The following is a 23,150-nucleotide window of genomic DNA, read 5'->3' as shown; positions in this document are numbered from 1 at the left end:
GTCATCCCAAGGAGGCCGAACATGCGCGCAGTGACCACGCCCACAAGCTCCCCGACCTGATGGTCGCCTATCCGTTCAGCGCCGTGGTCGGGCTCGACGACCTGAAGCTGGCGCTGGTGCTCAACGCGGTCTCCCCCCGCGTCGGCGGCGTGCTCGTGCGCGGCGAGAAGGGCACCGCCAAGTCCACGATCGTACGCGCCCTCGCCGCCCAGCTCCCGGCCGTCGTGGTGGTGCCCGGCTGCCGGTTCGCCTGCGACCCGGCCGCGCCCGACCCCGACTGCCCGGACGGCCCGCACGATCCCGCAGCGGAGGGCGTCCGCCGCCCGGCCGCCCTGGTGGAACTGCCGGTCGGCGCGTCGGAGGACCGCCTGGCCGGTTCGCTGGACGTCGAGCGGGCGCTGACCGAGGGGGTCAAGGCGTTCGAGCCGGGCCTGCTGGCGGCGGCGCACCGGGGCGTCCTGTACGTGGACGAGGTGAACCTGCTCCACGATCACCTCGTTGACCTGCTGCTGGACGCGGCGGCGCTCGGCACCTGCTACGTCGAACGCGAGTCGGTGTCGGTACGGCACGCGGCCCGGTTCCTGCTGGTCGGCACCATGAACCCGGAGGAGGGCGAGCTGCGCCCGCAGCTCCTGGACCGGTTCGGGCTGACCGTCGAGGTCAGGGCCTCGCGCGACCCCGGCGAACGGGCCGAGGTGGTACGCCGCAGGCTCGCCTTCGACGCCGACCCGCACGCGTTCGCGGCCCGCTGGGCGGCGGAGGAGTCGGCGCTGGCGGAGCGGATCGCCGCGGCCCGGGACAGGCTTACCGGAGTACGGCTGCCGGACGCCCGGCTGCGGCAGATCGCCGAGGTGTGCGCGGGCTTCGAGGTGGACGGCCTGCGGGCCGACCTGGTGACGGCGAACGCGGCGGTCGCGCACGCGGCATGGCGGGGGCGGGACGCGGTGACCGTCGAGGACGTACGCGCGGCGGCCCGGCTGTCGCTGCCGCACCGGCGGCGGCGTGACCCGTTCGACGCGCCGGGATTGGACGAGGCCCTGCTGGACGAACTGCTGGACCGTACGTCCAGGGACGAGGGCGACGAGGGCCCAGAGGACGACCCGCCGGGCGGCGGCCCCGAAGGTGGCCAGGACCCGGACCGGCCGCAGGATGCAGGACCGGGCCAGGAGAACGGGCGCGGGGATTCCCAAGAGCAGGAGGACGGACGCCGGGATTCCCAGGAACAGAAGAATGGGCGCGGGGATTCCGGGGCGACAGGTTCCCATTACCCAGAGCCCGCAAGGCCGGGTTCCGGCGAAGCGGAGGCCGGGGAGGTGGACTCTGGGGAGCCGGACGCGGGGGCGGACTCTCCGGAGGCGAGGGCGCAGGAGCAGGTGGCCGAGGTGGCCGCGCCGTACCGGGTGCCGTTGCTGGCCGCCCCCGGCGTCGGCGCCGGCGCGGCCGGACGCCGTTCACGATCAAGGTCCGCGCACGGCCGCGGCACCGGTTCCCGCCGCCCGCGCGGCACCCAGGTCCACGACCTGCACATCGCGGCCACCGTACTGGCCGCCGCCCCCCACCAGCACGACCGCGGACGCGCCGGCCCCGGCCTGGTCCTACGCGCCGACGACCTGCGCGAGGTCGTACGCGAGGGCCGGGAGGGCAACCTGGTCCTGTTCGTCGTGGACGCCAGCGGCTCGATGGCCGCCCGCCGCCGGATGACCGCCGTCAAGACCGCCGTACTCAGCCTCCTCCTCGACGCCTACCAGCGGCGCGACAAGATCGGCCTGGTCACCTTCAGGGGCACCGAAGCCACGGTCGCGCTGCCCCCGACCTCCTCGGTGGAGGCGGGCGCGGCCCGGCTGCGCTCACTGCCCACCGGCGGACGCACGCCGCTCGCGGCCGGGCTGGCCCGCGCCGCCGAGGTCCTGCGCGTGGAGAAGCTGCGCGACCCGGCCAGGCGTCCGCTGCTGGTGCTGGTCACCGACGGCCGCGCCACCACGAACGGCAACGACGTGGACCGCGCCGCCGACCTTCTGAAGGGCACCGCCGCCGTGGTCGTGGACTGCGAGAGCGGCCCGGTACGGCTGGGCCTCGCCGTACGGCTGGCGGCCCGCCTGAACGCCCGCCTCCTCCCCATAGAAGCCCTGGCCGAACTAGGCCACCACAGAAAGGCGAGCTGAGAAGCATGCCGCAGGGCAAGCCCGCCGTCATCCCCGACGACGGACTCACCACCAGGCAGCGCCGCACCCGCCCGCTGCTGATCGTTCACACCGGCCCGGGTAAGGGCAAGTCCACCGCCGCCTTCGGCATGGCGCTGCGCGCCTGGAACCAGGGCTGGCCGATCGGGGTGTTCCAGTTCGTGAAGTCCGCCAAGTGGCGGATCGGCGAGGAACGCGCCCTTCGCGTACTCGGCGACAGCCCCGAGGGCGGCCCGGTGACCTGGCACAAGATGGGCGAGGGCTGGTCGTGGATCCAGCGCGCCGGCACCGAGGACGACCACGCCGCCCAGGCCCGCGAGGGCTGGGCGCAGATAAAACGCGACCTGACCAGCGAGACCTACCGCTTCTACGTACTCGACGAGTTCACCTACCCCCTCAAATGGGGCTGGCTGGACCTCACCGACGTCCTGGACACCCTCACCCAACGCCCGGGTGACCAGCACGTCGTGATCACCGGCCGGGACGCCCCCGCCGAACTCATCGAGGCCGCCGACCTCGTCACCGAAATGGGCAAGATCCGCCACCCCATGGACTCCGGACAGAAGGGCCAGAAAGGCATCGAGTGGTAGCCCTGACCACACCCCGCCTGGTCATCGCCGCCCCGGCCTCGGGCAGCGGCAAGACCACGGTGGCCACCGGCCTGATGGCCGCGCTGCGAAAGCGCGGCCTCACCGTCTCCCCGCACAAGGTCGGCCCCGACTACATCGACCCGGGCTACCACACGCTGGCCGCCGGCCGTCCCGGCCGCAACCTGGACCCGTGGCTGGTCGGCGAGGACCTGATCACTCCCCTCTTCCTGCACGGAGCCGCGGACTGCGACATAGCGGTCGTCGAAGGCGTGATGGGCCTGTTCGACGGCCGGGGTTCGACCGATTTCGCCTCCACCGCGCACGTCGCGCGCCTGCTGGCCGCCCCGGTGGTGCTGGTCGTGGACGCGGCCCGGCAGAGCGCATCGGTCGCGGCCCTGGTACACGGCTTCGCCACCTTCGACCCGCGAATCCGGCTCGGCGGGGTGGTGCTGAACCGGATCGGGTCCGACCGGCACGAGGAGGTGTGCCGGGAGGCGATGGCCGCGGCCGGGGTGCCGGTACTCGGCGCGATCCGCCGCGCCGACGACGTGGCCACGCCCTCAAGGCACCTCGGGCTGGTGCCCGCCGCCGAACGCCGCGCCGACGCGCTGGCGGCCGTGGACGAACTGGCCGCGCTCATCGACCGCTCCTGCGACCTGGCCGCGCTGCTCGCACTGGCCCACTCGGCACCCCCGCTGACGGCCACCCCCTGGGAGCCACCGCACCACGAATCCCAGCAAAAGCCCATAATCGCCGTGGCAGGCGGAGCCGCGTTCACCTTCGGCTACACCGAACACGCCGAGCTCCTGAGCGCCGCCGGCGCGGACGTCGCCCCCTTCGACCCGCTACACGACGAGAAACTGCCCGACGGCACCGCCGCCCTGGTCATCGGCGGCGGCTTCCCCGAGCTGTACGCGGCCGAGCTGGCCGCCAACGAGCCGCTGCGCGCCCAGGTCGCCGCCTTCCCCGGCCCCATCGCCGCCGAGTGCGCCGGCCTGCTCTACCTGTGCGAAGACCTGGACGGCCGAACCATGTGCGCCCGCATCCCCGGCCAGGCCCGCATGACCGACACGCTGACACTCGGCTACCGCGACGCCGTCGCGCTGCACGACTCGCCACTGACCAGAGCCGGCGAGCGGGTACGCGGCCACGAGTTCCACCGCACCGCCGTACGCCTCGCCGCCGACCCCCTGTACCGCTGGGACGGCGGCGCGGACGGCTATGGCGACCCCCGCGTGACCGCCTCCTACCTGCACGTTCACTGGGCGGGCGCGCCCGCCTTCGCTCACCGGCTGGTGTCGTCCTCCAGGTCCCCTTCGGCCTTGAGGTAGACCTCCTGGAGCCCGCGCAGGATCTCCGGGTCGGGATGCTGCCACATGCCCCGGTCGGCGGCCTCCAGCAGGCGCTCGGCGATGCCGTGCAGCGCCCACGGGTTGGACCTGCTCATGAACTCCTGGTTCTCCGGGTCCAGCACGTAGGTCTCGGTCAGCTTGTCGTACATCCAGTCGGCCACGACACCCGTGGTGGCGTCGTAGCCGAACAGGTAGTCCACGGTCGCGGCCAGCTCGAACGCGCCCTTGTAGCCGTGCCTGCGCATCGCGGCCACCCAGCGGGGATTGACGACCCGTGCCCGGAAGATCCGGGAGGTCTCCTCGGAAAGAGTGCGGGTGCGAACCGCATCGGGGCGGGTGCTGTCACCGACGTACGCGGCCGGCGACTTACCGGTCAGCGCCCGTACCGTGGCGACCATCCCGCCGTGGTACTGGAAGTAGTCGTCGGAGTCGGCGATGTCGTGCTCACGCGTGTCCACGTTCTTGGCGGCCACTGCGATCCTGCGGTAGGCGTCCTCCATCTGCGGCCGGGCCGCGACGCCCTCCAGGTCACGCCCGTACGCGTAACCGCCCCACACCGCGTACACCTCCGCGAGGTCGGCGTCGTCCCGCCAGTTGCGGCTGTCGATCAGCGGCAGCAGCCCGGCCCCGTACGCCCCCGGGGCGGACCCGAAGATCCGCATGGTCGCCTGGCGCTCGTCCCCGCCACTCGCCCGGACATGCGCCCGCACGAAATTCTCCCCATCCGTTTCTTCCAGAGAAGCGACCAGCCGTACCGCGTCGTCCAGCATGGCCACCACATGCGGAAACGCGTCCCGGAAGAACCCGCTGATCCGTACCGTCACATCGATACGAGGACGGCCCAGCTCGGCGAGCGGGATCGGCGCGAGCCCGGTCACCCGGCGGGACGCCTCATCCCATTCCGGGCGTACGCCGAGCAGCGCCAGCACCTCCGCCACATCGTCGCCCGCCGTGCGCATCGCGCTGGTCCCCCACACCGAAAGGCCCACCGAACGCGGCCACTCGCCGGTGTCGGCGCGGTAGCGGGCGAGCAGCGAGTCCGCCATGGCCTGCCCGGTCTCCCAGGCCAGCCGGCTGGGCACCGCGCGGGGATCGACGGAGTAGAAGTTGCGGCCGGTCGGCAGCACGTTGACCAGGCCGCGCAGCGGCGAACCGCTCGGCCCGGCCGGGACGTAACCACCGTCGAGCGCGTGCAGCAGGTTGCCGATCTCGTCGGTGGTGCGGGCCAGGCGGGGTACGACCTCGGTCGCGGCGAAGGCCAGCACGCGCATCACCTCGGCGGGAAGTCCGGCGGCGACCTCGGCCGCCGCCTCCGGCCGCCAGCCGCGTTCGTCCATGCCGCTGACCAGGGCGCGCGCGGTCGCCTCGGCGTCGTCCACGGCGGCCAGCCCGGCCGTACCGTCCTCGGCCAGGCCCAGCGCCTCGCGCAGGCCGGGCAGGCTCTCCCGGCCGGACCACATCTGCCGGGCCCGCAGCATGGCCAGCACCAGATCGATCCGCTGCTCCCCGGCCGGGGCCTCGCCGAGCACGTGCAGGCCGTCACGGATCTGCGCGTCCTTGACCTCGCACAGCCAGCCGTCCACGTGCAGGATGAAGTCGTCGAACTCGCTGTCGTGCGGCCGGTCGTCCAGCCCGAGGTCGTGGTCGAGCCGGGCGGCCTGGATCAGCGTCCAGATCTGCGCGCGGATGGCGGGCAGTTTGGCGGGGTCCATCGCGGCGATCGTGGCGTGCTCGTCCAGCAGTTGCTCCAGCCGGGCGATGTCGCCGTAGGTGTCGGCGCGGGCCATCGGCGGCACCAGGTGGTCCACCAGTACGGCGTGCGCCCGCCGCTTGGCCTGGGTGCCCTCCCCCGGGTCGTTCACCAGGAACGGGTAGACCAGCGGCAGATCGCCGATCGCGGCGTCGGTGCCGCAGGCGGCCGACATGCCGGCGGCCTTGCCCGGCAGCCACTCCAGGTTGCCGTGCTTGCCCACATGCACCATCGCGTGCGCGCCGAACTCCGCCGACAGCCACCGGTACGCGGCCAGGTAGTGGTGGCTGGGCGGCAGGTCGGGGTCGTGGTAGATGGCGATCGGGTTCTCCCCGAACCCGCGCGGCGGCTGGACCATCACCACCACGTTCCCGGCGCGCAGCGCGGCGAGCACGATGTCCCCTTCGTGGACGAACAGCTCGCCGGGCGGCGGTCCCCAGTGCCGCTCGATGGCCTCCCGCAGGTCGCCGGGCAGGGTGCGGTACCAGGTCTCGTAGACGGCGGCGGGGATGCGGACCGGGTTGCCCGCCAGGTGTTCCTCGGTGAGCCAGTCGGGGTCCTGGCCACCGGCCGCGATCAGCGCGTGGATCAGCGCGTCGCCGTCCTGCTCGGCCACGCCGGGGAAGCCTTCGCCCAGGTCGTAGCCCGCTTCGGCCATCCTGGCGAGCAGCCGCACGGTGCTCCTGGGGGTGTCCAGGCCGACCGCGTTGCCGATCCGGGAGTGCTTGGTGGGGTAGGCGGACAGCATCACCACGATCCGCCGCCCGGCGGGCGGGGTGTGCCGGAGCAGGCCGTGCCGTACGGCGATGCCCGCCACCCGCGCGGCCCGCTCGGGGTCGGCGACGTAGACGGTCAGGCCGTCCCGGTCGATCTCCTTGAACGAGAAGGGCACGGTGATGATCCGGCCGTCGAACTCCGGGATCGCCACCTGCGAGGCCGCGTCCAGCGGGGACAGGCCGTCGTCGTTGTCCTCCCAGGCCCGGCGGGTGGAGGTCAGGCAGAGCCCTTGCAGGATCGGTACGTCCAGGGCGGCCAGCGCACCGACGTCCCATGCCTCGTCGTCGCCGCCCGCGCCCGCCGTGGCCGGGCGGGAGCCGCCCGCCGCCAGGACGGTGACCACGAGCGCGTCGGCGGCGCGCAAGGTGTCGATCAGTTCGGGCTCGGCGGTGCGCAGCGAGGAGCAGAAGATCGGCATGGCCTGGCCGCCGGCGTCCTCGATGGCGGTGGCCAGGGCCTCGACGAATCCGGTGTTCCCGGCCATGTGGTGGGCGCGGTAGTACAGGACGCCGATCACGGGGCCGCTCTTGGACCGGGCAACGCGCTCCAAAAGGCCCCAGGTGGGAGCGGGGGCGGGCGGGGCGAATCCGTGGCCGGTCAGCAGCACGGTGTCAGACAGGAAGGCGTGCAGTTCGGCCAGGTTGGCCGGGCCGCCGTGGGCCAGGTAGGCGTGCGCCTCGGCGCAGACGCCGCCGCTGACGGTGGAGAGTTCCATGAGTTCGGCGTCGGGGGCCTGCTCGCCGCCGAGTACGACGACCGGGCGCGGCCCGGCGAGCAGGGCATCCAGCCCTTCCTCCCAGGCCCGCCGCCCGCCGAGCAGGCGGACCACGACGAGGTCGGTGCCCTCCAGCAGCGCGGGCAGGTCGTCCGGGGTCAGCCTGGCCGGGTTGCCCAGCCGGTAGGCCGCGCCACCGGCGCGGGCGCTGAGCAGGTCGGTGTCAGAGGTCGAGAGCAGCAGAACGGTACGGCTGTCGCCAGGCACAGCACGGTCCTCCCTCGGGGTCCTCGCCCCGGTAGCGGGTGTCGCGACGGCAGGAGTCTCCTGGCTCCCGGATCAGCGCTCACCCCGGCCTTCCCACCCGTCGCCGGGCAGTGGCCTTGCGGTTGGGGGTCGCTCCCCGGTCACAGTGGCGGGACCGCGCCGGTTTCACACCGGCTTCCTCCCATTGCCATCGCCTACCGGAAGCCTACGACAGAAGTGGCGTTACCATCCAGATCGTGTCCAAAGCCGACTTTTCTGGCCGCATGCGGCCGGATGCGTGTCCGGGGGCGCTCCAGGTGCACGAGGCGGCCGACGGGCCGCTCGCCCGGGTGCGCCTGCCCGGCGGTGCCATCACGTCCGCCCAGCTCAGCGAGCTGGCGGACGGCGCGGCGGAGCTGGGCGCGGGGGTGATCGAGCTGACCTCCCGGGCCAACGTCCAGGTACGCGGGCTGCGCTCCCCCGCCGCCTTCGCCGAAAAGATCGCCGCCGCCGGCCTGCTGCCGTCGGCGGCCCACGAACGGGTGCGCAACATCGTGGCCTCCCCGCTCGGCGGCCGTCGGACCGGGCTGGACACCCAGCCCGTGGTGGCGGCCCTTGATCGGGAGCTGTGCGCGGTGCCGGAACTGGCGTCCCTGCCGGGCCGCTTCCTGTTCGCGGTGGACGACGGCACCGGAGACGTCCTGAACCTCGGCGCGGACATCGCCTGGAACGGGCGGTTGCTGCTGGCGGGCATGGACGCGGGGCTCACCGCCACCATGGAGGAAGCGCCCGGCCTCATGATCGCCGCCGCCCGCGCGTTCCTGGCCGAACGCACCGACTCCTGGCGCATCGCCGAACTCCCCGACGGCCCGGCCCGCATCGCCCGCCACCTCGGCGGCACGGCGGGGGACTCGCCGGCCGCACCGGAGGGCCGGGAACTCCGGGCCGGACGGATCATCCAACGTGACGGACGGGTGGCGCTGTCGGCGGTCGTACCGCTGGGACGGCTGACGGCCGCCCAGGCGCGGGTGATCACCGGTACGGTACGCCTCACGCCCTGGCGGACCATTGTGCTGCTCGACCTGGACCCCGCCGAGGCCGGCCAGGTCGAACAAGAACTCAACCGGGCCGGCCTGGTCACCGACCCCGCCTCACCGTGGAACGGCGTGAGCGCCTGCACCGGCAGGCCCGGGTGCGCGAAGGCGCTGGCCGACGTGCGGGAGGACGCCCGCCGCTGGGTCGGTACGCTGGCCGCCCCCGCCCCTGCCCCCGTCCACTGGTCCGGCTGTGAACGCCGGTGCGGACTCCCCCGCGGCCGGGTCGTCCAGATGACCGCCACCCCGGCCGGCTACCACGAGAGGACCCCGTGACCGACTACCTGCGCGACGGAGCCGAGATCTACCGGCGTTCGTTCGCGACCATCCGCGCCGAGACCGACCTCACCGGCGTCCCGCCCGAGATCGCCCAGGTGGCGGTACGGATGATCCACGCCTGCGGGATGACCGACCTGGTCACCGACCTGGCCTGGTCCCCCCACGTGGTGACGAAGGCCCGCAAGGCACTACAGCAGGGCGCGCCCGTGCTGTGCGACGCGCGGATGGTCGCCTCCGGCGTGACCAGGAGCAGGCTCCCCGCCGCCAACGACGTGGTCTGCACCCTCGCCGACCCCGCCGTGCCCGCGCTCGCCGACAAGCTGGGCACCACCCGCAGCGCCGCCGCCCTCGAACTGTGGCGGGACCGCCTGCCCGGTTCGGTGGTGGCCATCGGCAACGCGCCGACCGCCCTGTTCCGGCTGCTCGAACTCGTCACCGAGGGCGCGGGCAGGCCCGCCGCCGTGCTCGGCATCCCGGTCGGCTTCATCGGCGCGGCCGAGTCCAAGCGCGCGCTCGCCGAGAGCGACCTGGACCACCTGGTGGTACACGGCCGCCGCGGCGGCAGCGCGATGACCGCGGCGGCGATCAACGCCATCGCCTGCGAGAAGGAGTGAGCGGGTTGACCGGACGTCTGTACGGGGTCGGGCTCGGTCCCGGGGACCCCGAGCTGATCACCATCAGAGCGGCCAGGCTGATCGGCGAGGCCGACGTGATCGCGTACCACGCGGCCCGGCACGGCCGCAGCATCGCCCGCTCGATCGCGCTGCCGTACCTGCGCGAAGGGCAGGTCGAGGAGCTGCTGCTCTACCCGCTGACCACGGAGACCACCGACCACCCCGGCGGGTACCAGGGCGCGCTGGACGACTTCTACGCCGACTGCGCGCATCGCCTGGCCGCCCACCTGGACGCGGGCCGTACGGTGGTGGTGCTGGCCGAGGGCGACCCGATGTTCTACGGCTCCTACATGCACCTGCACAAACGGCTCGCCCACCGCTACCCGACCGAGGTCGTGCCCGGCGTCACGTCGGTCAGCGCGGCGTCCGCCGTGCTCGGGCGTCCGTTGGTGGAGCGCGACGAGGTGCTGACCGTGCTGCCCGGCACGCTGCCCGCCGAGACCCTGGCCGAACGGCTCGGCGGCCCCGACCCGGCCGCCGTGCTCAAGCTGGGCAGGACGTTCACCAAGGTCAGGGACGCCCTGGCGGCGACCGGCCGGCTGGACGACGCCTGGTACGTCGAGCGGGCCACCATGGGCGGCCAGCGGGTCGCGCCGCTCAAGGACGTCGATCCGGACGGCGTGCCGTACTTCGCGCTGGCGCTGCTGCCGAGTCCCGCCGCAGCGCGCACGCTCGTGCCCGAAACCCCGCAAAACGAAGGCCCCGGCGAGGTGGCCGTGGTCGGGCTCGGCCCGGCCGGGCGGGACTGGCTCACGCCCGAGGCGCAGGAGGCTCTGGCGGCGGCCACCGACATCGTGGGATATGGGCCTTATGTGGACCGGGTGGCCCCGAACCCGCGCCAGCGCCGCCACCGTACCGACAACCGCGTGGAGGCCGAACGCGCCCGGCACGCCCTGGAACTGGCCCGCGACGGTGCCCGGGTGGCGGTGGTCTCGTCGGGCGATCCCGGCGTGTTCGCCATGGCCAGCGCGGTGCTGGAGGCGGCGGGGGACTTCCCCGGCGTACCGGTCAGGGTGGTGCCCGGCCTGACCGCCGCCCAGGCCGTGGCCAGCCGGGCGGGCGCGCCGCTCGGGCACGACTTCTGCGTACTGTCGCTGTCGGACCTGCTCAAGCCGTGGGAGGTGGTGGCCCGCCGGATCACCGCCGCCGCCGCGGCCGATCTGGTGCTGGCGATCTACAACCCGGCCTCGCGCAGCCGTACCTGGCAGGTCGCCGCCGCCCGTGACCTGCTGCTGGAACACCGCGCGCCGGAAACGCCCGTGGTGATCGGCCGGGACGTCGGCGGCCCGCAGGAGAGCGTCACCGTCACCACGCTCGGCGACCTGGACCCGGCCGTGGTGGACATGCGCTGCCTGCTGATCATCGGCTCCTCCACGACCCGGGTCACCGGGGACGGCGTGGTCTACACCCCCCGCCGCTACCCCTGAACCCAGGCCACGGCCTCCGCCACCGACTCGGCCAGCAGCACGCCTTGCGGCACCGGCGGCCGGTTCACCATGATCACCGGCAGCCCGGTCTCCCGGGCCGCGACCAGTTTGGCGGTGGTCATCGGGCCGCCGCTGTCCTTGGTGACCAGCACGTCCAGCCGGTGTTCGCGGATCAGCGCGGTCTCGCCCGCCACGGTGTACGGCCCGCGGTCCAGCAGTACGCGGACGTTAGCGGGCACCGGCGGCTCGGGCGGATCGACGGATCTGGCCAGGAACCACCGGCCGGGCAGCGCGGCGAACACCGGCAGGCTGCGCCGTCCCGTGGTGAGGAACACCCGCGCCCTCTCACGGACCAGCGCGGCGGCCTCCTCCAGGGACCCGGCCCGCGACCAGGTGTCACCAGGCCCTTCGGTCCAGCCGGGGCGGCGCAGGATCAGCAGCGGGACCCCGGTGGCGGCCGAGGCCGCGACCGCCGAGGCGGTCATCCGTGCCGCGAACGGGTGGGTGGCGTCCACCAGCAGGTCGATCCGCTCGGCCGCCAGCCAGGCGGCCAGCCCGTCCGGCCCGCCGAACCCGCCCTCGCGTACCTCCCCCACCGGCAACCTCGGGTTGGTCACCCGCCCGGCCAGCGAGGTCACCACGCAAAGCCGGGGGTGGAGTTCGGCGGCGAGCGCGCGGGCCTCCGCCGTACCGCCCAGGATCAGGACCCGCCGCACGCCCGGTCCCTGGCCGCGCTGTAGAGGTGGCTGTCGGGGAACTCCGCCGCCCCCAGCACCCGGCCGACGATGATCACCGCGGTCCGCCTGATCCCGGCGTCCCGGACCTTGGCCGCGATGTCGGCCAGCGTGCCGCGCACGATCTCCTCGTCGTCCCTGCTCGCGCGGGCCACCACCGCCACCGGGCAGTCGGGGCCGTAGCCGGGCAGCAGGTCGGCGACCACGGCGTCGATCCGCTGCACGGCCAGGTGCAGCACCATCGTGGACCGGCTGGCGGCGAGCGTGGGCAGGTCCTCGCCGTCGGGCATCGGGGTCGCGCGGGCGGCGGTACGGGTCAGGATGACCGTCTGCCCGACGCCGGGCACGGTCAGCTCCCTGCCCAAGGCCGCTGCCGCCGCCGCGAACGCCGGTACGCCCGGCACCACCTCGTACGGCACGCCGTACGCCTCCAGCCTGCGCATCTGCTCGGCCACCGCGCTGAACACCGACGGGTCGCCGGAGTGCAGCCGGGCCACGTCCAGGCCGTCGCGGTGGGCGGCGACGAACTCGGCCACGATCTCGTCGAGCGTCAGGTTGGCGGTGTCCACCAGCTTGGCTCCGGGCGGGCAGGCGTCCAACAGTTCGACCGGGACCAGCGAGCCCGCGTACAGGCACACCGGGCAGCCTTCCAGGCGGCGCAGCCCGCGCAGCGTGATCAGGTCGGCCGCGCCCGGACCGGCCCCGATGAAGTAGACGGTCATTCCGCGTCCCCCTTGGTCACCGACCAGATGGTGACCGGCATGGCAGCGCGCCAGCCGGTGAACCCGCCCACCGGCGCGGCCCGCTGCACGGCCAGCCGCACCAGGTCGCCGCCGAGCCTGCCGTACCACGCCGCCACGACGGCCTCCGTCTCCAGCGTGACCGCGTTCGCGACCAGCCGCCCGCCGGGGCGCAGCGCCGACCAGCAGCGTTCCAGCAGGCCGGGCGCGGTCGCGCCGCCGCCGACGAACACCGCGTCGGGCGTGGGCAGGCCGGTCAGGGCGTCCGGGGCGCGGCCGGTCACGATCCGCAGGGACGGAACGCCGAGCCGGTCGGCGTTGCGCCGCACGGCTGCGGCCCGGTCGGCCCGGCTCTCCACCGCCACGGCGGCGCACGACGGGTGGACCCGCAGCCACTCGATGGCGATGCTGCCCGCGCCCGCGCCGACGTCCCACAGGAGTTCGCCGTGCTGCGGGGCGAGCCTGGACAAGGTGACCGCGCGGACCTCCCGCTTGGTGAGCTGCCCGTCATGCTCGAAGGCGGTGTCGGGCAGGCCGGGGGACGCGGGCAGCGGCTCGATGCCCGGCGCGGCGGCGCACTCGACGGCGATCACGTTCAGCGGGGAGGCGGCCTGCCCGGTCCAGGCGTCGGCGGTGGCCTGCCGTACGTCCTCGGTGGCCGCTCCCAGATCGGACAGTACGGTCATCTCGCTCGGCCCGTACCCCGCCTGGGTCAGCAGGCCGGCGACCATGGACGGGGAACCGGCGTCCGCGCCGAGCACGACGAGGCGGCGGCCGGGCCCGGCGGCGGCGTGCAAGGCCTCGGGCGGGCGGCCGACCAGGCTCACCACCCGCACCCGTTCGACCGGCCAGCCGAGCCGGGCGCAGGCCAGCGACAGCGACGACACCTGCGGCAGTACTTTCACGTTCTCCGCGCCGAGCAGCCTCGCCAGCGTCGTGCCGATGCCGTAGAACATCGGATCACCACTGGCCAGCACACATATCGCGCGACCTGCGTATTGGTGGAGAAGACCGGGCAACGCGGGCAGCAGCGGCGACGGCCACGCCACCCGCTCGGCCTTGGCGGGAACGAGTTCCAGATGCCGGGGGCCGCCCATCAGCACGTCGGCGGCCTCCACCGCGCGGCGGGAGGCGGCGGGCAGCCCGTCCCAGCCGTCCGCACCGATGCCGACGACAGTGATCACACGTTGCCCAGTACGCGGGTCACCTGGATCTCGATCACGACCCGCGCCGGGTTCTCCCGAGGCTGGCGGTAGCGCTCGGCGTAGCGGCGTACGGCGTCGGCGATCTCGTCCGGCTCGGTCCGCACCACGGCCCGGCCCTCCAGGGTGGACCAGCGCCGGCCGTCCACCTGGCACAGCGCGACCGACGCGCCTTCGGACCCGATCAGCCGCGCCTTGCGCGAGGCCCCCGAGGTGATCACGCGGGCGATCCCGGTGGGCAGATCGAGGGTCACCCCCACCGGCACCACATGCGGCGGCCCGCCGTCCGGACGGACGGTGGAGAGCGTGCAAAGGTGCCGCTCCTGCCAGAACTCGGCGAACTCATCGCCCATCGTGACCAGGTCCACGGCGCTCATCGTATATGTGGTGGTAAATGGCCTTCTGGCAGACTCTGTCGGGTGAAGCGGCTACTCGTGATCGGCATCGGGGCGGGCGACCCCGACCATCTCACCCTCCAGGCGGTCAAGGCCATCGCCGCGACGGACGTGTTCTTCATCGTGGACAAGGGCGAGGTCAAACACGACCTGATCCGGCTGCGGCTGGACATGATCGCCGAGCACGGCCGCGAGCCGTACCGGATCGCCGAGACCCGCGACCCCGAACGCGACCGCACCACCCCCGCCTACACCGAGGCCGTCGAAGACTGGCGCTCCCGCCGCTCCCAGGCCCTTGAGTCCCTGATCGCCGACCACCTGGGCGAGGACGAGACCGGCGCGATCCTGGTGTGGGGCGATCCTGGCGTGTACGACAGCACCCTCGCCATCATCGAAGAAATCCTCAAACGGGGTCGGGTGGGGTTCGACTACGAGGTCATCCCGGGCATCAGCAGCATCGCCGCCCTCACCGCCCGCCACCGCATCCCGCTCACCCAGGTCGCCCGCCCCCTCCACCTCACCACCGGCCGCCGCCTGTCCGAATCCGGCCCGACGGCCGACGACATGGTGGTCATGCTGGACGCCCACTGCTCCTTCGCCGGGCTTTCCGACTTTCACCTCTACTGGGGCGCATACCTGGGCACTCCCCAAGAAATCCTGATATCCGGCCCCGTCCCCGAGGTAACCGAACAAATCCGCCAAGCCCGCGCGTCGGCCCGCGCCGAAAACGGCTGGATCATGGACACCTACCTGCTCCGCCGCTCATCGGAATCGGGGGGTTGAGCTGGGCGAAGCCCCCTGGGCGGTGATACGGGTAGTAAGGGTAGGGCGGGGTGATCTCGCTGGCCTTGTCCAGGCGGGCCGTCTGGTCGGCGGTAAGGGACCAGCCGACCGCGCCGAGGTTCTGGCCGAGCTGGTGTTCGTCGCGGGCTCCGATGATCACGGAGGCGACGGTCGGGCGCTGGAGCAGCCAGTTGAGGGCGATCTGGGGGACGCTCTTGCCGGTCTCGGCGGCGATCTCGTCGAGGGCGTCCACGACGTCGTAGAGGTGATCGTCGGAGACGGGCGGGCCGGAGTCGGCGGTCTGGTGCAGGCGGCTCTGGGCGGGAAGGGGCCGGCCGCGGCGGATCTTGCCGGTCAGCCGTCCCCAGCCGAGCGGGCTCCAGACCAGGGCCCCGACCCCTTCTTCGCGCCCGAGCGGCATCAGCTCCCACTCGTAGTCGCGGCCGACCAGCGAGTAATAGACCTGGTGGGCGGCATAACGGGGATAGCCGTACCGGTCCGCCGTGGCGAGGGACTTCATCAGGTGCCAGCCGGAGAAGTTGGACACGCCGGTGTAGCGGATCTTGCCCGCCTGGACGAGCCCGGCGAGCGTGGACAAGACCTCCTCGATCGGGGTGCCCGCGTCATAGGCGTGCAACTGGAACAGATCGATGTGGTCGGTGCCGAGGCGGCGCAGCGCGTCGTCCACCGATGTGAGCAGGCGGGAGCGTGACGTACCGGCCTCGTGCGGCCCGTCGCCCATCGGCAGGCCGGCCTTCGTGGAGATGAGCACCTTGTCCCGGCGGCCCTTGATGGCCTGGCCCAGTACGTCCTCCGAAGCGCCGTCGGAGTAGACGTCGGCGGTGTCGAACATGGTGACGCCCGCGTCCAGGCAGATATCGACCATGCGGCGGGCCTCCGTGGCGTCCACCGTCCCCCAGGCGCCGAACATCGGCCCACTGCCGCCGAACGTGCCCGCGCCGAAGCTCAGCGCGGGCACCTTGAGGCCGGACGCGCCGAGTCGCCGGTACTCCATACCAACCCACTCCTTAACGGTTCTCCAGTACCGTTAGAACCATAGCATCAGTGCATGACTAACGGAACTGGAGACCCGTTATGACCACCGACGAGGCCGAACCGGGGACCCTGCGACCCGGCGGGCGTACCGCGCGCGTGCGTGCGGCCGTGCTCAGAGCCGCTGGTGACGTACTCGCCGAACACGGCTTCGCGCACATGGACCTCGCCGACATCGCGCAACGCGCGGGCGTGGGCAAGACCACCGTCTACCGGCGCTGGGGCACCGTGACCGCGCTGGTGACGGACCTGCTCACCGAGATGATCGAAAGCTCGCTGCCCCGCACCCACACCGGATCGCTGCTCGGCGACCTCGGCGCCCACGCCCGGCTCGTCTACACGACGCTGACCGACCCGCGCCAGGGCCCGCTGTTCAAGGCCGTGATCGCCGCCGCGACCTACGACGAGCGCACGGCCGCGGCCCTGCGCCGCTTCTACGACGCGCGCATCACCGAATGGGCGCCCTGTGTGCGGGAGGCCACCGCCCGGGGCGAGGTCCCCGAGGACACCGACCCGCGAGAGGTGATCCGCGCGGTTTCCGCGCCGCTGTACTACCGCCTGCTGGCCAGCGGCGACCCCCTCGACGAGACGACCGCCGACCGCGCCGCCAAGGCGGCCATCGCGGCGGCCCGCGCCGGGATATTCTCCCCGCAAAACGATGAGATCGGATAACTTAACCGGCATTACTTCTTGACCGGATTAATCTGGATCAATACCGCATCCGCCCATGCGGATAAGCGACCTTCCGCATTTTTGCGATCCCCTGGCAGGCAAAGGAGCCACGCCGTAACCTGATGCTGTCAAGACGCCAGGGAATGGGGCCAGGCCGAATGAACGACGCCAACACGGGCGGCGCCATCCGCCGCGAGCGGGAACGCCGGAGAATGAGCACCACCGCACTGGCCACTCGGGTCGGCTGCACGGTGCGCCATATCGAGCTGGTCGAAAACGGTCAACGCACGCCGAGCCTGCCGATGCTCCGAGAGATCGCCAAAGTGCTCGGCGTCCGGACCGCCATTCTCGTCGGCGAGCCACCGAGGGAGACCCACCAACCGGGGCAGCCACAGATCGGCGATGTGGAGCGGGCACTGTTCGCGTACCGGACAATGATCCAGGACGTCGAGCCGCCCACCGTGGAACAGCTCGCGCAGAGGGTCGCCGCCACCCGCGCCAGTCTGTACAGCTCACCGCACCGCTACACCGACACACTACGTGTGTTGCCCGACCTGATCGTCGACACCGAGCGCCTGGTGCGCGACGGAGACCGAGCGGCGTTCCGGGTCGCGGCCGACGCCTACGATCTGACCCGTGGCCTGTTCTACCAATTGAGCCGGGTGGACCTCGCCTATCTGGCGGCGGACCGAGGAGTGCGATACGCGGAGGAGTCGGGCGACCCACTGATGATCGGGTTGACTCGTCGGGGCCTCGCGGCGGCGCTGCTCTGGTATGACATGCCACAGCTCGCCTGTGAGACCGTATTGCGTGGCATCGAAGACTTCGCGCCGCATGTCGGCGACGGCGACCAACGGCACATCCGCGCCTTGGGCGGGATGTTCCAGCTCGCGGCCGTCGGCCTCGCCCGTACCGGAGAGGTCGAACGCGGCAGGGAGATGCTCCGCACCGACGCCCGCCGACTGGCCCAGCGAGTGGACGGCAGCGAGGTGTACGACCCCATCTTCTTCTCAGCCACCAACGTGGCGATCCACGTATGCTCCCTGGAGTCCGACGTACGTAACCCACGTAACGTGCTGCGCTACTCCGAAGATGTGGACATTCGCGCGACACCGAGCCTGGAGCGCCGCGCCACCCACCTGAGCGAGATCGTCCGGGCCTGCGAGGACACCGGCGACGACGCAGGCTGCCTGCTCCACCTTATGCGCATCGAACACGAAAGCCCCGAAGACCTCGACCACCGCATCCTGCTCCGAGAGTCCGTGCAGTCCCTGCTACGCCGCGCCAAGCCATCCTGGGCAACAGAGGTCCGCCGACTCGCCGAACGCCACGCCATCCCCGTCTGACGAACGCGTGGGCCGATCGAACCCACCGGATTCGACCGGCCCACCGGATAAGGTCAAGCCGAGTTCCTAGTCACCACACGTGTGGCAACCGCGACCGTACCCTTCAAGCTTTCCGTTGCACATGTAGTAGTCGACGTACTCGTCGAACCATAACTGCCCACAGTTCCGGCACTCGGTGCCCACATAGGTACAGGCGGCCGACGTTGTCGCGCTAGCGTCAACGCTGGGAAGGGCAAGGCCCACCATCTTGTCGCCGATAGTGCTGATGATGCTCATCTTTCTCCTTTCTTGGCCCGGTTATCACCCAAGATAGTTCGGCGGCATATAGGGAGTGATACAGCAGGGAATACAGCTACTCCAACGACGTCCCCGCCAGAGAAATAGCCATGCTGCCGGGAATCATAGCTATCTTCAGGATTGTCGCCGAGCACTATCAGTTTCCCGAAGGGCACGGTCGGTCCCGGCTCCAAGCTCAGCGCCTGCACTTCCTCACCGGGCATGGGATCGCCTGATACCGCCAGCACTCGCTTGATCAGCAAGGGGACGACCTGATCCAGGTTCACCGTCTCACCGGGCCGCAGCCGACCGTGTGGTTCCCGCGAGTTCCGTATGAGCACGATCTGGCCGCGCCGGACCTGATGAAACGGTCGCCGGCGCACGAGCAGCCGATCACCGTGACTGAGCCCGGGCGCCATGCTGGAGCCCTGCACAGTCACCAGGAGATAGTGCTTTCTCAGCCGGCGCAGAAGCCCGCCGCCCATAGCAAGAAGAACGACGCCGACAGCGAGTGCTCGATACCTGCGCATGAGACCACTTCACCGTATATCCCGATTGAGGAACACTAATGCGAACAGCAGCGCGCAGGCCATGGCAAGCCAGCCGATGTGAACTTGATTCCAATACTCACTGCCCGGAACAGGCCATGGATGCCAGCCGCCGCGAAGAAACGCTGTTGCTCCGATAAGGAAAAGCTCCGAAGCGATACCCGCGATACCCGCTTGGAAGGCACTGTTCGTTCGGAGGGCGAGCGCGGTGCCCAGGAAGCCGACGAGCACAATGGCCAGAGCTTCGACGCCAAGCCCTGATGCCGGAAGGACGGCGCTACTTCCAAGGCGGATGCGTCCCCACAAAAGAAGCGTTCCCCATACTACGGCCACGATCAAGACCGACAGTGTCAACCGCAGCCACTGCCGGACCCAGCGGGGAACGGGGAGAGCAGAGACGCTGGGCGCCATCCGGTCGACGAGGCAAAAGGGCGCCGTCGCACCGAGCACCAACGCGCTACCCCTTTGCAGCGTCAGTGCGTCACTGGGACGCAGGCCATCAATGAATCCATACACCGACGCGCCCACCAGGCTCAGGGCAACGATGGCGCCGGCCAGCGGCACCCAGTTGATCGCTCGAATAGTGGGTATCGCCAGCGAGAGGAACACCCGGCTCAACCGCATGGCCGCGCTGAACGCATGGGGGGATCCGACGCCTCGGGGAGCCCGAGCAGGGAAGCGGCCTGCTCAACCGTCGTTTCCGGCAGGAGCAGAGTGTTCCAATGCCGGTGCACGCGTTCACGGGCGCGCGGCGCCTGGTCCAACCGCCGGGCGTAGTCGAGCTCCTGGCGGCCGTAGTAGGCGCCCCCGAGTGTCGCCGTCCCCGGTTCGGAGACCTGCATGACGAGCCATAAGGCCACGATGGTCCGGCCCTGTCCCCGGGCGTCGCACACCCTACCGTCGGATCCCGTAAGTGACGCCTTGAGAAGTACGCTATTCAGTCTCTCACTTTCGGAGAACGGGACCAGCGGTGCCGGAAACCTGAAGGCAGCCGCCACGGCCAGGCCGGCAAGGCGTCCTCTGAACGCCGACTCAGCTCCATTTCGACCCCATCGGAGCTCCGGGCCGGTCACTCGCGGCCATTCGGGAGGGGACCGGAACGTGTCAATTCCTCCGACGGACGGTGGCGCAAGCTGCTGCCGAATTTCTGGCAGATCACCTCTGGCGTCGGGCGGCATTGCGTTCACGATAGGAGTGATGGCATCCGCCCATAATGGAATCCATGGCTCATACGAACTGAGCGCACAGTATTTGACGGAGGCCAAGGTCCGGCAGCTACGTGCCGCCGAGGCGGCGTACTTCTCGTACGTACGCGGGGAATAGTCTGGCGGTATCGATACGACCGCTATCGGTATCGCGACCCCGACTCCCGCGAGCACACCGCCCATTCTGCGCCAGTGAGCGCCATCGCGTAGCATCGCGATAGAGGCGACCAGAGCGGCCAGGGCGAGAAGATATACCGCATGCTCCGCTGAGGAACGAGGCAAGAGGCCCACCGGCTGAACATGAGCGCCCGGAACGGGGAGCAGCCAGGCCAGCGATGATCCATACCGTCGAGTGTCGACGAGCTGCGTGGTCAAGAGTACGACAAAAACCGCGACAGGACCCGCCACGGGAGATGGAAGCCAGCGTCCCAGCGCCACGCCGCCGACCGATGCCAGCAGGACCGCGGCAAGACCGCTCAGTACTTCGAACACGTCCAGTCTTCCGGCTGGAATCCCGGGCAACAGGCTCACCAGGTGAAGCACCATCACGACCCCGGCGTAGAAGGTGGTCACAAGGCCCACACTCCACATCGCCGCACGCGCCCGTGCAGCGCCTTGGGCGGGGAGTGTCGCCAGTAGCTCCGGCATCCCCCCTCGACGCTCCCTGGTGGAGATCACATGCGCTACCACCAGCGCCGTGGCGCCGACGATCAGGCCGCCGGTGGCCGCCCCGATGGTCACCAATGACCAGTCAGGCACGATCGCCCACGTCTGCACGGTGAGCCAGCCCAGAGCCACGGCGCCGCTCCCCAGAAGGAACGGGTTGCGCAGTAGGCGCTTCACCTCGAATAACGTCAAGCTGCCATTCATGCCGACACCTGCTCGACCTGACCGAGCAGCAGGAGATAGCCGTCCTCGACGCTCGGTTCAGCAGGCTCCGCACCCGGGACATGCGCCCCCAAGAAGCGGTATTTTCCATTCGCCGTTCGCCAGAACAACCGCTCCGCTGGAGGGGCTGATTCTCCCAGCCACACCTGGCCCGCGGCATGGGCGGCCAGCTCAAGCGGTGAACCTGTGAAGAGAGCCCGGCCATTGTTGATGACGACGACTCTTTCACACATCGCGGCCACGTCCTCGGTTTGGTGCGTGGAGATCAGGACGGTACGGCTCTCCCCCAGTCTGGAGATCAGAGCGCGAAACTGCATGCGCTGCTCAGGATCGAGTCCCACCGTGGGCTCGTCGAGTACCAGGAGTTGAGGTTCCCCGAGCAGGGCCTGCGCCAGGGCGAGACGCTGGCGCATCCCACCGGAGAGCTTTCTAGTCTTCGTTTTGGCGCGATCGGTCAGTCCGACATCAGCAAGAACACGCCATACCTCTTTGCGTCGCCGTCCCCGATCTGTGATCTCCTTCAATATCGCGATGTAATCCACGAGTTCATAAGCGGTGAAATGCGGGTAGAAGCCCGGGTCCTGCGGCAGATAACCAAGCCGACAGCGCAGTTCGGTACGCTGCCCAGGCTCCGCGGGGTCGAAACCGAGGGCCCGGATGCTTCCCTCATCAGGCGCCAGGGTCGTGACCAGGCAGCGCAGCAAGGTGGTCTTGCCGGCTCCGTTGGGTCCGAGCAGTCCGGTGACCCCTCTCCTCAGTTCAAGACCAAGCCCGTCGAGCACGGTTTTTCCACCGAAACGCTTACTCAAATTCTGAACACTGACCGTCACGCTCACGTCGATTCCCTATAGCTGTAGATGTCCCGCTTGACATAAACGAACATGGCGAAGGCGAAGGCCGCGACCGCGTACAGCGACTGGGCGACTGGCTGGAACAGCGGCAGCCATTCACCCGAGCTGATGACGACAAGTGCCACCGTGGCCAGCCAGACCCCGCCGACGACAGCCGCTGCCACCTGAAGGGAAGACCTGGTCCCCAGGGCGAGAACCGCCAAGGTCAACATCAACGCAGGGAGAAGCCATGCCGCGCTGATACCAGGCGGCTGCCCGAGAAACGGTGCCAGGACGCTGGTCAGCACAATGGCTGGAATCAAGGTCACCGGAGCCCGTAGTAACAGGAGTCGCAGTCCGGCCGATGGCGTCGCGGCGGTGATCTCGTGGGCCGGATCGACGCTGTAGCCGTACGCCAGGGCGATCCCCGACAACGGGAACAACGGCGCCAGCACCAGGAACGGGAGGATTTCGGACGACCAGACCGCCGCCGCCCCGAATGCGAACCCCAGGCTCAGCAGGACTCCCAGCAGCCATATCCAGGCGAGTCCTGGAGTGGCTGCGACCAGACGCGCCTGGTGGTCGGGCAGTCCACATCTGATGACCACGCGCTCGAAAAGCGTCCGGTCTGGACTGACGATGACCTCGGCGACCTGCTCCCAGATATCGTCGAGCCATGCCTCATTCGCCGGTACGAGGCTCCTGCAATGCGAACACTCCGCGAGATGGGCGTCCACCGATGCAGCCAGCGACTGGTCCAGCTGATCTGCAAGATAGTCGTCCAGCAATCCTTGCGGGATATGCCACTGCGTTGTCATGAGAGGTACTCCCTGAGCAGGAGTCGCGCCCTTCTCGCACGCGATTTTACCGTGCCGGGCGGGATGCCGAGGATGTGCGCCGCCTCCAGCACCGTCAGCCCGTCCACAACGGTGGCTTGGATGACCGCGCGAAGTTCGGGAGCCAGCCGGCGAAGCGCTCCGCCGACATCGCCATGTTCCACCCCCACCAAGAGGGCGTCCTCCGCCGAAAGCGTAAGCGCGTCGTTCGCGTCCGGCTCCCATCCGGCACTGATCCAGCGGCCGTCAACGGCGCGTAAGCGAGAAATGAGGCGGCGGATGGCGATCGACCACAACCAGGCCGCCGCGTGCCCCTTTTCGGCGTCATACTCCCCCGCACGTTGCCACAGCGCCACGAACGTGTCCTGCAACGCATCATCGACAAGGTCGGAGTCAGAACACCGGCGAGCCAGGCGCGCTCGAAGCCAGGCAGCATGGCGTCGTTGCAGAAGCCGCAACGCATCCATGTGACCAGAAGCCACCGATGCGAGGAGATCGACATCGATGCGCTCCTCGTCCGAGCAAGGACGGGCCCTCCCTTTGTCCCGCGCCATGTGG

At 70.7% G+C, this 23,150-nt stretch carries 21 protein-coding genes and 1 riboswitch; of the genes, 9 read left to right on the top strand and 12 right to left on the bottom strand.

Annotated features, from left to right (window positions below):
• The first annotated feature begins 59 nt into the window (after positions 1-59).
• Genes ACH34R_RS11855 through ACH34R_RS11845 form a run of 3 tightly spaced genes read left to right on the top strand, consistent with a single transcriptional unit; the run spans position 60 to position 4,101 of the window.
• Entirely contained in the window at positions 60-2,162 is a 2,103-nt protein-coding gene (locus ACH34R_RS11855; RefSeq protein WP_397561410.1) for a putative cobaltochelatase, read from the top strand.
• A gap of 5 nt (positions 2,163-2,167) precedes the next feature.
• On the top strand, positions 2,168-2,770 hold the full coding sequence (cobO, locus tag ACH34R_RS11850; protein WP_111171060.1) for a cob(I)yrinic acid a,c-diamide adenosyltransferase: 603 nt from the start codon (positions 2,168-2,170) through the stop codon (positions 2,768-2,770).
• Entirely contained in the window at positions 2,764-4,101 is a 1,338-nt protein-coding gene (locus ACH34R_RS11845; RefSeq protein ID WP_397561409.1) for a cobyrinate a,c-diamide synthase, read from the top strand. The genes cobO and ACH34R_RS11845 overlap by 7 nt, the downstream gene beginning before the upstream one ends.
• Here the strand turns inward: ACH34R_RS11845 and cobN are convergent.
• Positions 4,056-7,631, bottom strand: a complete 3,576-nt coding sequence (cobN, locus tag ACH34R_RS11840; RefSeq protein WP_397561408.1) for a cobaltochelatase subunit CobN — start codon at positions 7,629-7,631, stop codon at positions 4,056-4,058. The genes ACH34R_RS11845 and cobN overlap by 46 nt on opposite strands.
• Before the next feature lie 34 nt (positions 7,632-7,665).
• Positions 7,666-7,855, bottom strand: a riboswitch (cobalamin riboswitch).
• 12 nt (positions 7,856-7,867) lie between these two features.
• Here cobN and ACH34R_RS11835 point away from each other — a divergent pair.
• The 3 genes from ACH34R_RS11835 to cobJ are packed head-to-tail and all read left to right on the top strand — an operon-like array spanning position 7,868 to position 11,084.
• Positions 7,868-8,980 carry a precorrin-3B synthase gene (locus ACH34R_RS11835; protein WP_397561407.1) on the top strand — a complete coding sequence of 371 codons (1,113 nt, stop codon included), beginning with the start codon at positions 7,868-7,870 and terminating at the stop codon, positions 8,978-8,980.
• Positions 8,977-9,597, top strand: a complete 621-nt coding sequence (locus ACH34R_RS11830; RefSeq protein WP_397561406.1) for a precorrin-8X methylmutase — start codon at positions 8,977-8,979, stop codon at positions 9,595-9,597. The genes ACH34R_RS11835 and ACH34R_RS11830 overlap by 4 nt, the downstream gene beginning before the upstream one ends.
• Positions 9,598-9,602: 5 nt before the next feature.
• Positions 9,603-11,084: a precorrin-3B C(17)-methyltransferase gene (gene cobJ, locus ACH34R_RS11825; RefSeq protein WP_397561405.1), complete on the top strand. Its 1,482-nt coding sequence runs from the start codon at positions 9,603-9,605 to the stop codon at positions 11,082-11,084.
• Here cobJ and ACH34R_RS11820 read toward each other — a convergent pair.
• From ACH34R_RS11820 to ACH34R_RS11805, 4 genes are read right to left on the bottom strand one after another with little or no spacing between them, the layout of a single operon-like run.
• Positions 11,075-11,800: a cobalt-precorrin-6A reductase gene (locus ACH34R_RS11820; RefSeq protein ID WP_397561404.1), complete on the bottom strand. Its 726-nt coding sequence runs from the start codon at positions 11,798-11,800 to the stop codon at positions 11,075-11,077. The genes cobJ and ACH34R_RS11820 overlap by 10 nt on opposite strands.
• A complete protein-coding gene (gene cobM / locus ACH34R_RS11815; protein ID WP_397561403.1) occupies positions 11,785-12,540 on the bottom strand; it encodes a precorrin-4 C(11)-methyltransferase in 756 nt (251 codons plus the stop codon). The genes ACH34R_RS11820 and cobM overlap by 16 nt, the downstream gene beginning before the upstream one ends.
• Positions 12,537-13,742 (bottom strand): precorrin-6y C5,15-methyltransferase (decarboxylating) subunit CbiE, encoded by a 1,206-nt coding sequence (gene cbiE / locus ACH34R_RS11810; RefSeq protein WP_397561402.1) that lies wholly within the window; start codon positions 13,740-13,742, stop codon positions 12,537-12,539. The genes cobM and cbiE overlap by 4 nt, the downstream gene beginning before the upstream one ends.
• Positions 13,739-14,137 (bottom strand): pyridoxamine 5'-phosphate oxidase family protein, encoded by a 399-nt coding sequence (locus ACH34R_RS11805; RefSeq protein ID WP_397561401.1) that lies wholly within the window; start codon positions 14,135-14,137, stop codon positions 13,739-13,741. The genes cbiE and ACH34R_RS11805 overlap by 4 nt, the downstream gene beginning before the upstream one ends.
• A gap of 42 nt (positions 14,138-14,179) precedes the next feature.
• Here ACH34R_RS11805 and cobF point away from each other — a divergent pair, with 42 nt between their 5' ends.
• Positions 14,180-14,938: a precorrin-6A synthase (deacetylating) gene (gene cobF / locus ACH34R_RS11800; protein WP_397561400.1), complete on the top strand. Its 759-nt coding sequence runs from the start codon at positions 14,180-14,182 to the stop codon at positions 14,936-14,938.
• Here cobF and ACH34R_RS11795 read toward each other — a convergent pair.
• Positions 14,892-15,953, bottom strand: coding sequence for an aldo/keto reductase (locus tag ACH34R_RS11795; RefSeq protein WP_397561399.1), 1,062 nt, complete (start codon positions 15,951-15,953; stop codon positions 14,892-14,894). The genes cobF and ACH34R_RS11795 overlap by 47 nt on opposite strands.
• A gap of 80 nt (positions 15,954-16,033) precedes the next feature.
• On the opposite strand from ACH34R_RS11795, the gene ACH34R_RS11790 reads away from it, so the two are divergent.
• Together ACH34R_RS11790 and ACH34R_RS11785 are read left to right on the top strand one after the other, a co-directional pair.
• Complete coding sequence (locus tag ACH34R_RS11790; RefSeq protein ID WP_397561398.1) at positions 16,034-16,663, top strand: TetR/AcrR family transcriptional regulator; 630 nt, start codon at positions 16,034-16,036, stop codon at positions 16,661-16,663.
• 158 nt (positions 16,664-16,821) lie between these two features.
• Positions 16,822-18,009, top strand: coding sequence for a helix-turn-helix domain-containing protein (locus ACH34R_RS11785; RefSeq protein WP_397561397.1), 1,188 nt, complete (start codon positions 16,822-16,824; stop codon positions 18,007-18,009).
• A gap of 272 nt (positions 18,010-18,281) precedes the next feature.
• Here the strand turns inward: ACH34R_RS11785 and ACH34R_RS11780 are convergent, their stop codons facing one another.
• Genes ACH34R_RS11780 through ACH34R_RS11755 form a run of 6 tightly spaced genes read right to left on the bottom strand, consistent with a single transcriptional unit; the run spans position 18,282 to position 23,146 of the window.
• Positions 18,282-18,815 (bottom strand): S26 family signal peptidase, encoded by a 534-nt coding sequence (locus ACH34R_RS11780; protein WP_397561396.1) that lies wholly within the window; start codon positions 18,813-18,815, stop codon positions 18,282-18,284.
• Between the two features lie 9 nt (positions 18,816-18,824).
• Positions 18,825-19,442: a hypothetical protein gene (locus ACH34R_RS11775; protein ID WP_397561395.1), complete on the bottom strand. Its 618-nt coding sequence runs from the start codon at positions 19,440-19,442 to the stop codon at positions 18,825-18,827.
• A gap of 5 nt (positions 19,443-19,447) precedes the next feature.
• The gene (locus tag ACH34R_RS11770; RefSeq protein WP_397561394.1) at positions 19,448-20,908 is read right to left on the bottom strand and encodes a hypothetical protein; all 1,461 of its coding nucleotides are present in this window, start codon (positions 20,906-20,908) and stop codon (positions 19,448-19,450) included.
• Complete coding sequence (locus ACH34R_RS11765) at positions 20,905-21,762, bottom strand: ABC transporter ATP-binding protein (RefSeq protein ID WP_397561393.1); 858 nt, start codon at positions 21,760-21,762, stop codon at positions 20,905-20,907. The genes ACH34R_RS11770 and ACH34R_RS11765 overlap by 4 nt, the downstream gene beginning before the upstream one ends.
• Entirely contained in the window at positions 21,759-22,574 is an 816-nt protein-coding gene (locus ACH34R_RS11760; protein WP_397561392.1) for a zf-HC2 domain-containing protein, read from the bottom strand. The genes ACH34R_RS11765 and ACH34R_RS11760 overlap by 4 nt, the downstream gene beginning before the upstream one ends.
• Positions 22,571-23,146 (bottom strand): RNA polymerase sigma factor, encoded by a 576-nt coding sequence (locus ACH34R_RS11755; RefSeq protein ID WP_397561391.1) that lies wholly within the window; start codon positions 23,144-23,146, stop codon positions 22,571-22,573. Before ACH34R_RS11755 ends, ACH34R_RS11760 begins: the two co-directional genes overlap by 4 nt.
• Between the last annotated feature and the right edge of the window lie 4 nt (positions 23,147-23,150).

It is taken from the genome of Spongiactinospora sp. 9N601 (assembly GCF_044326295.1).
Taxonomy (GTDB): Bacteria; Actinomycetota; Actinomycetes; order Streptosporangiales; family Streptosporangiaceae; genus Spongiactinospora; species Spongiactinospora gelatinilytica.
This window is presented reverse-complemented; position numbering and strand designations above follow the sequence as displayed.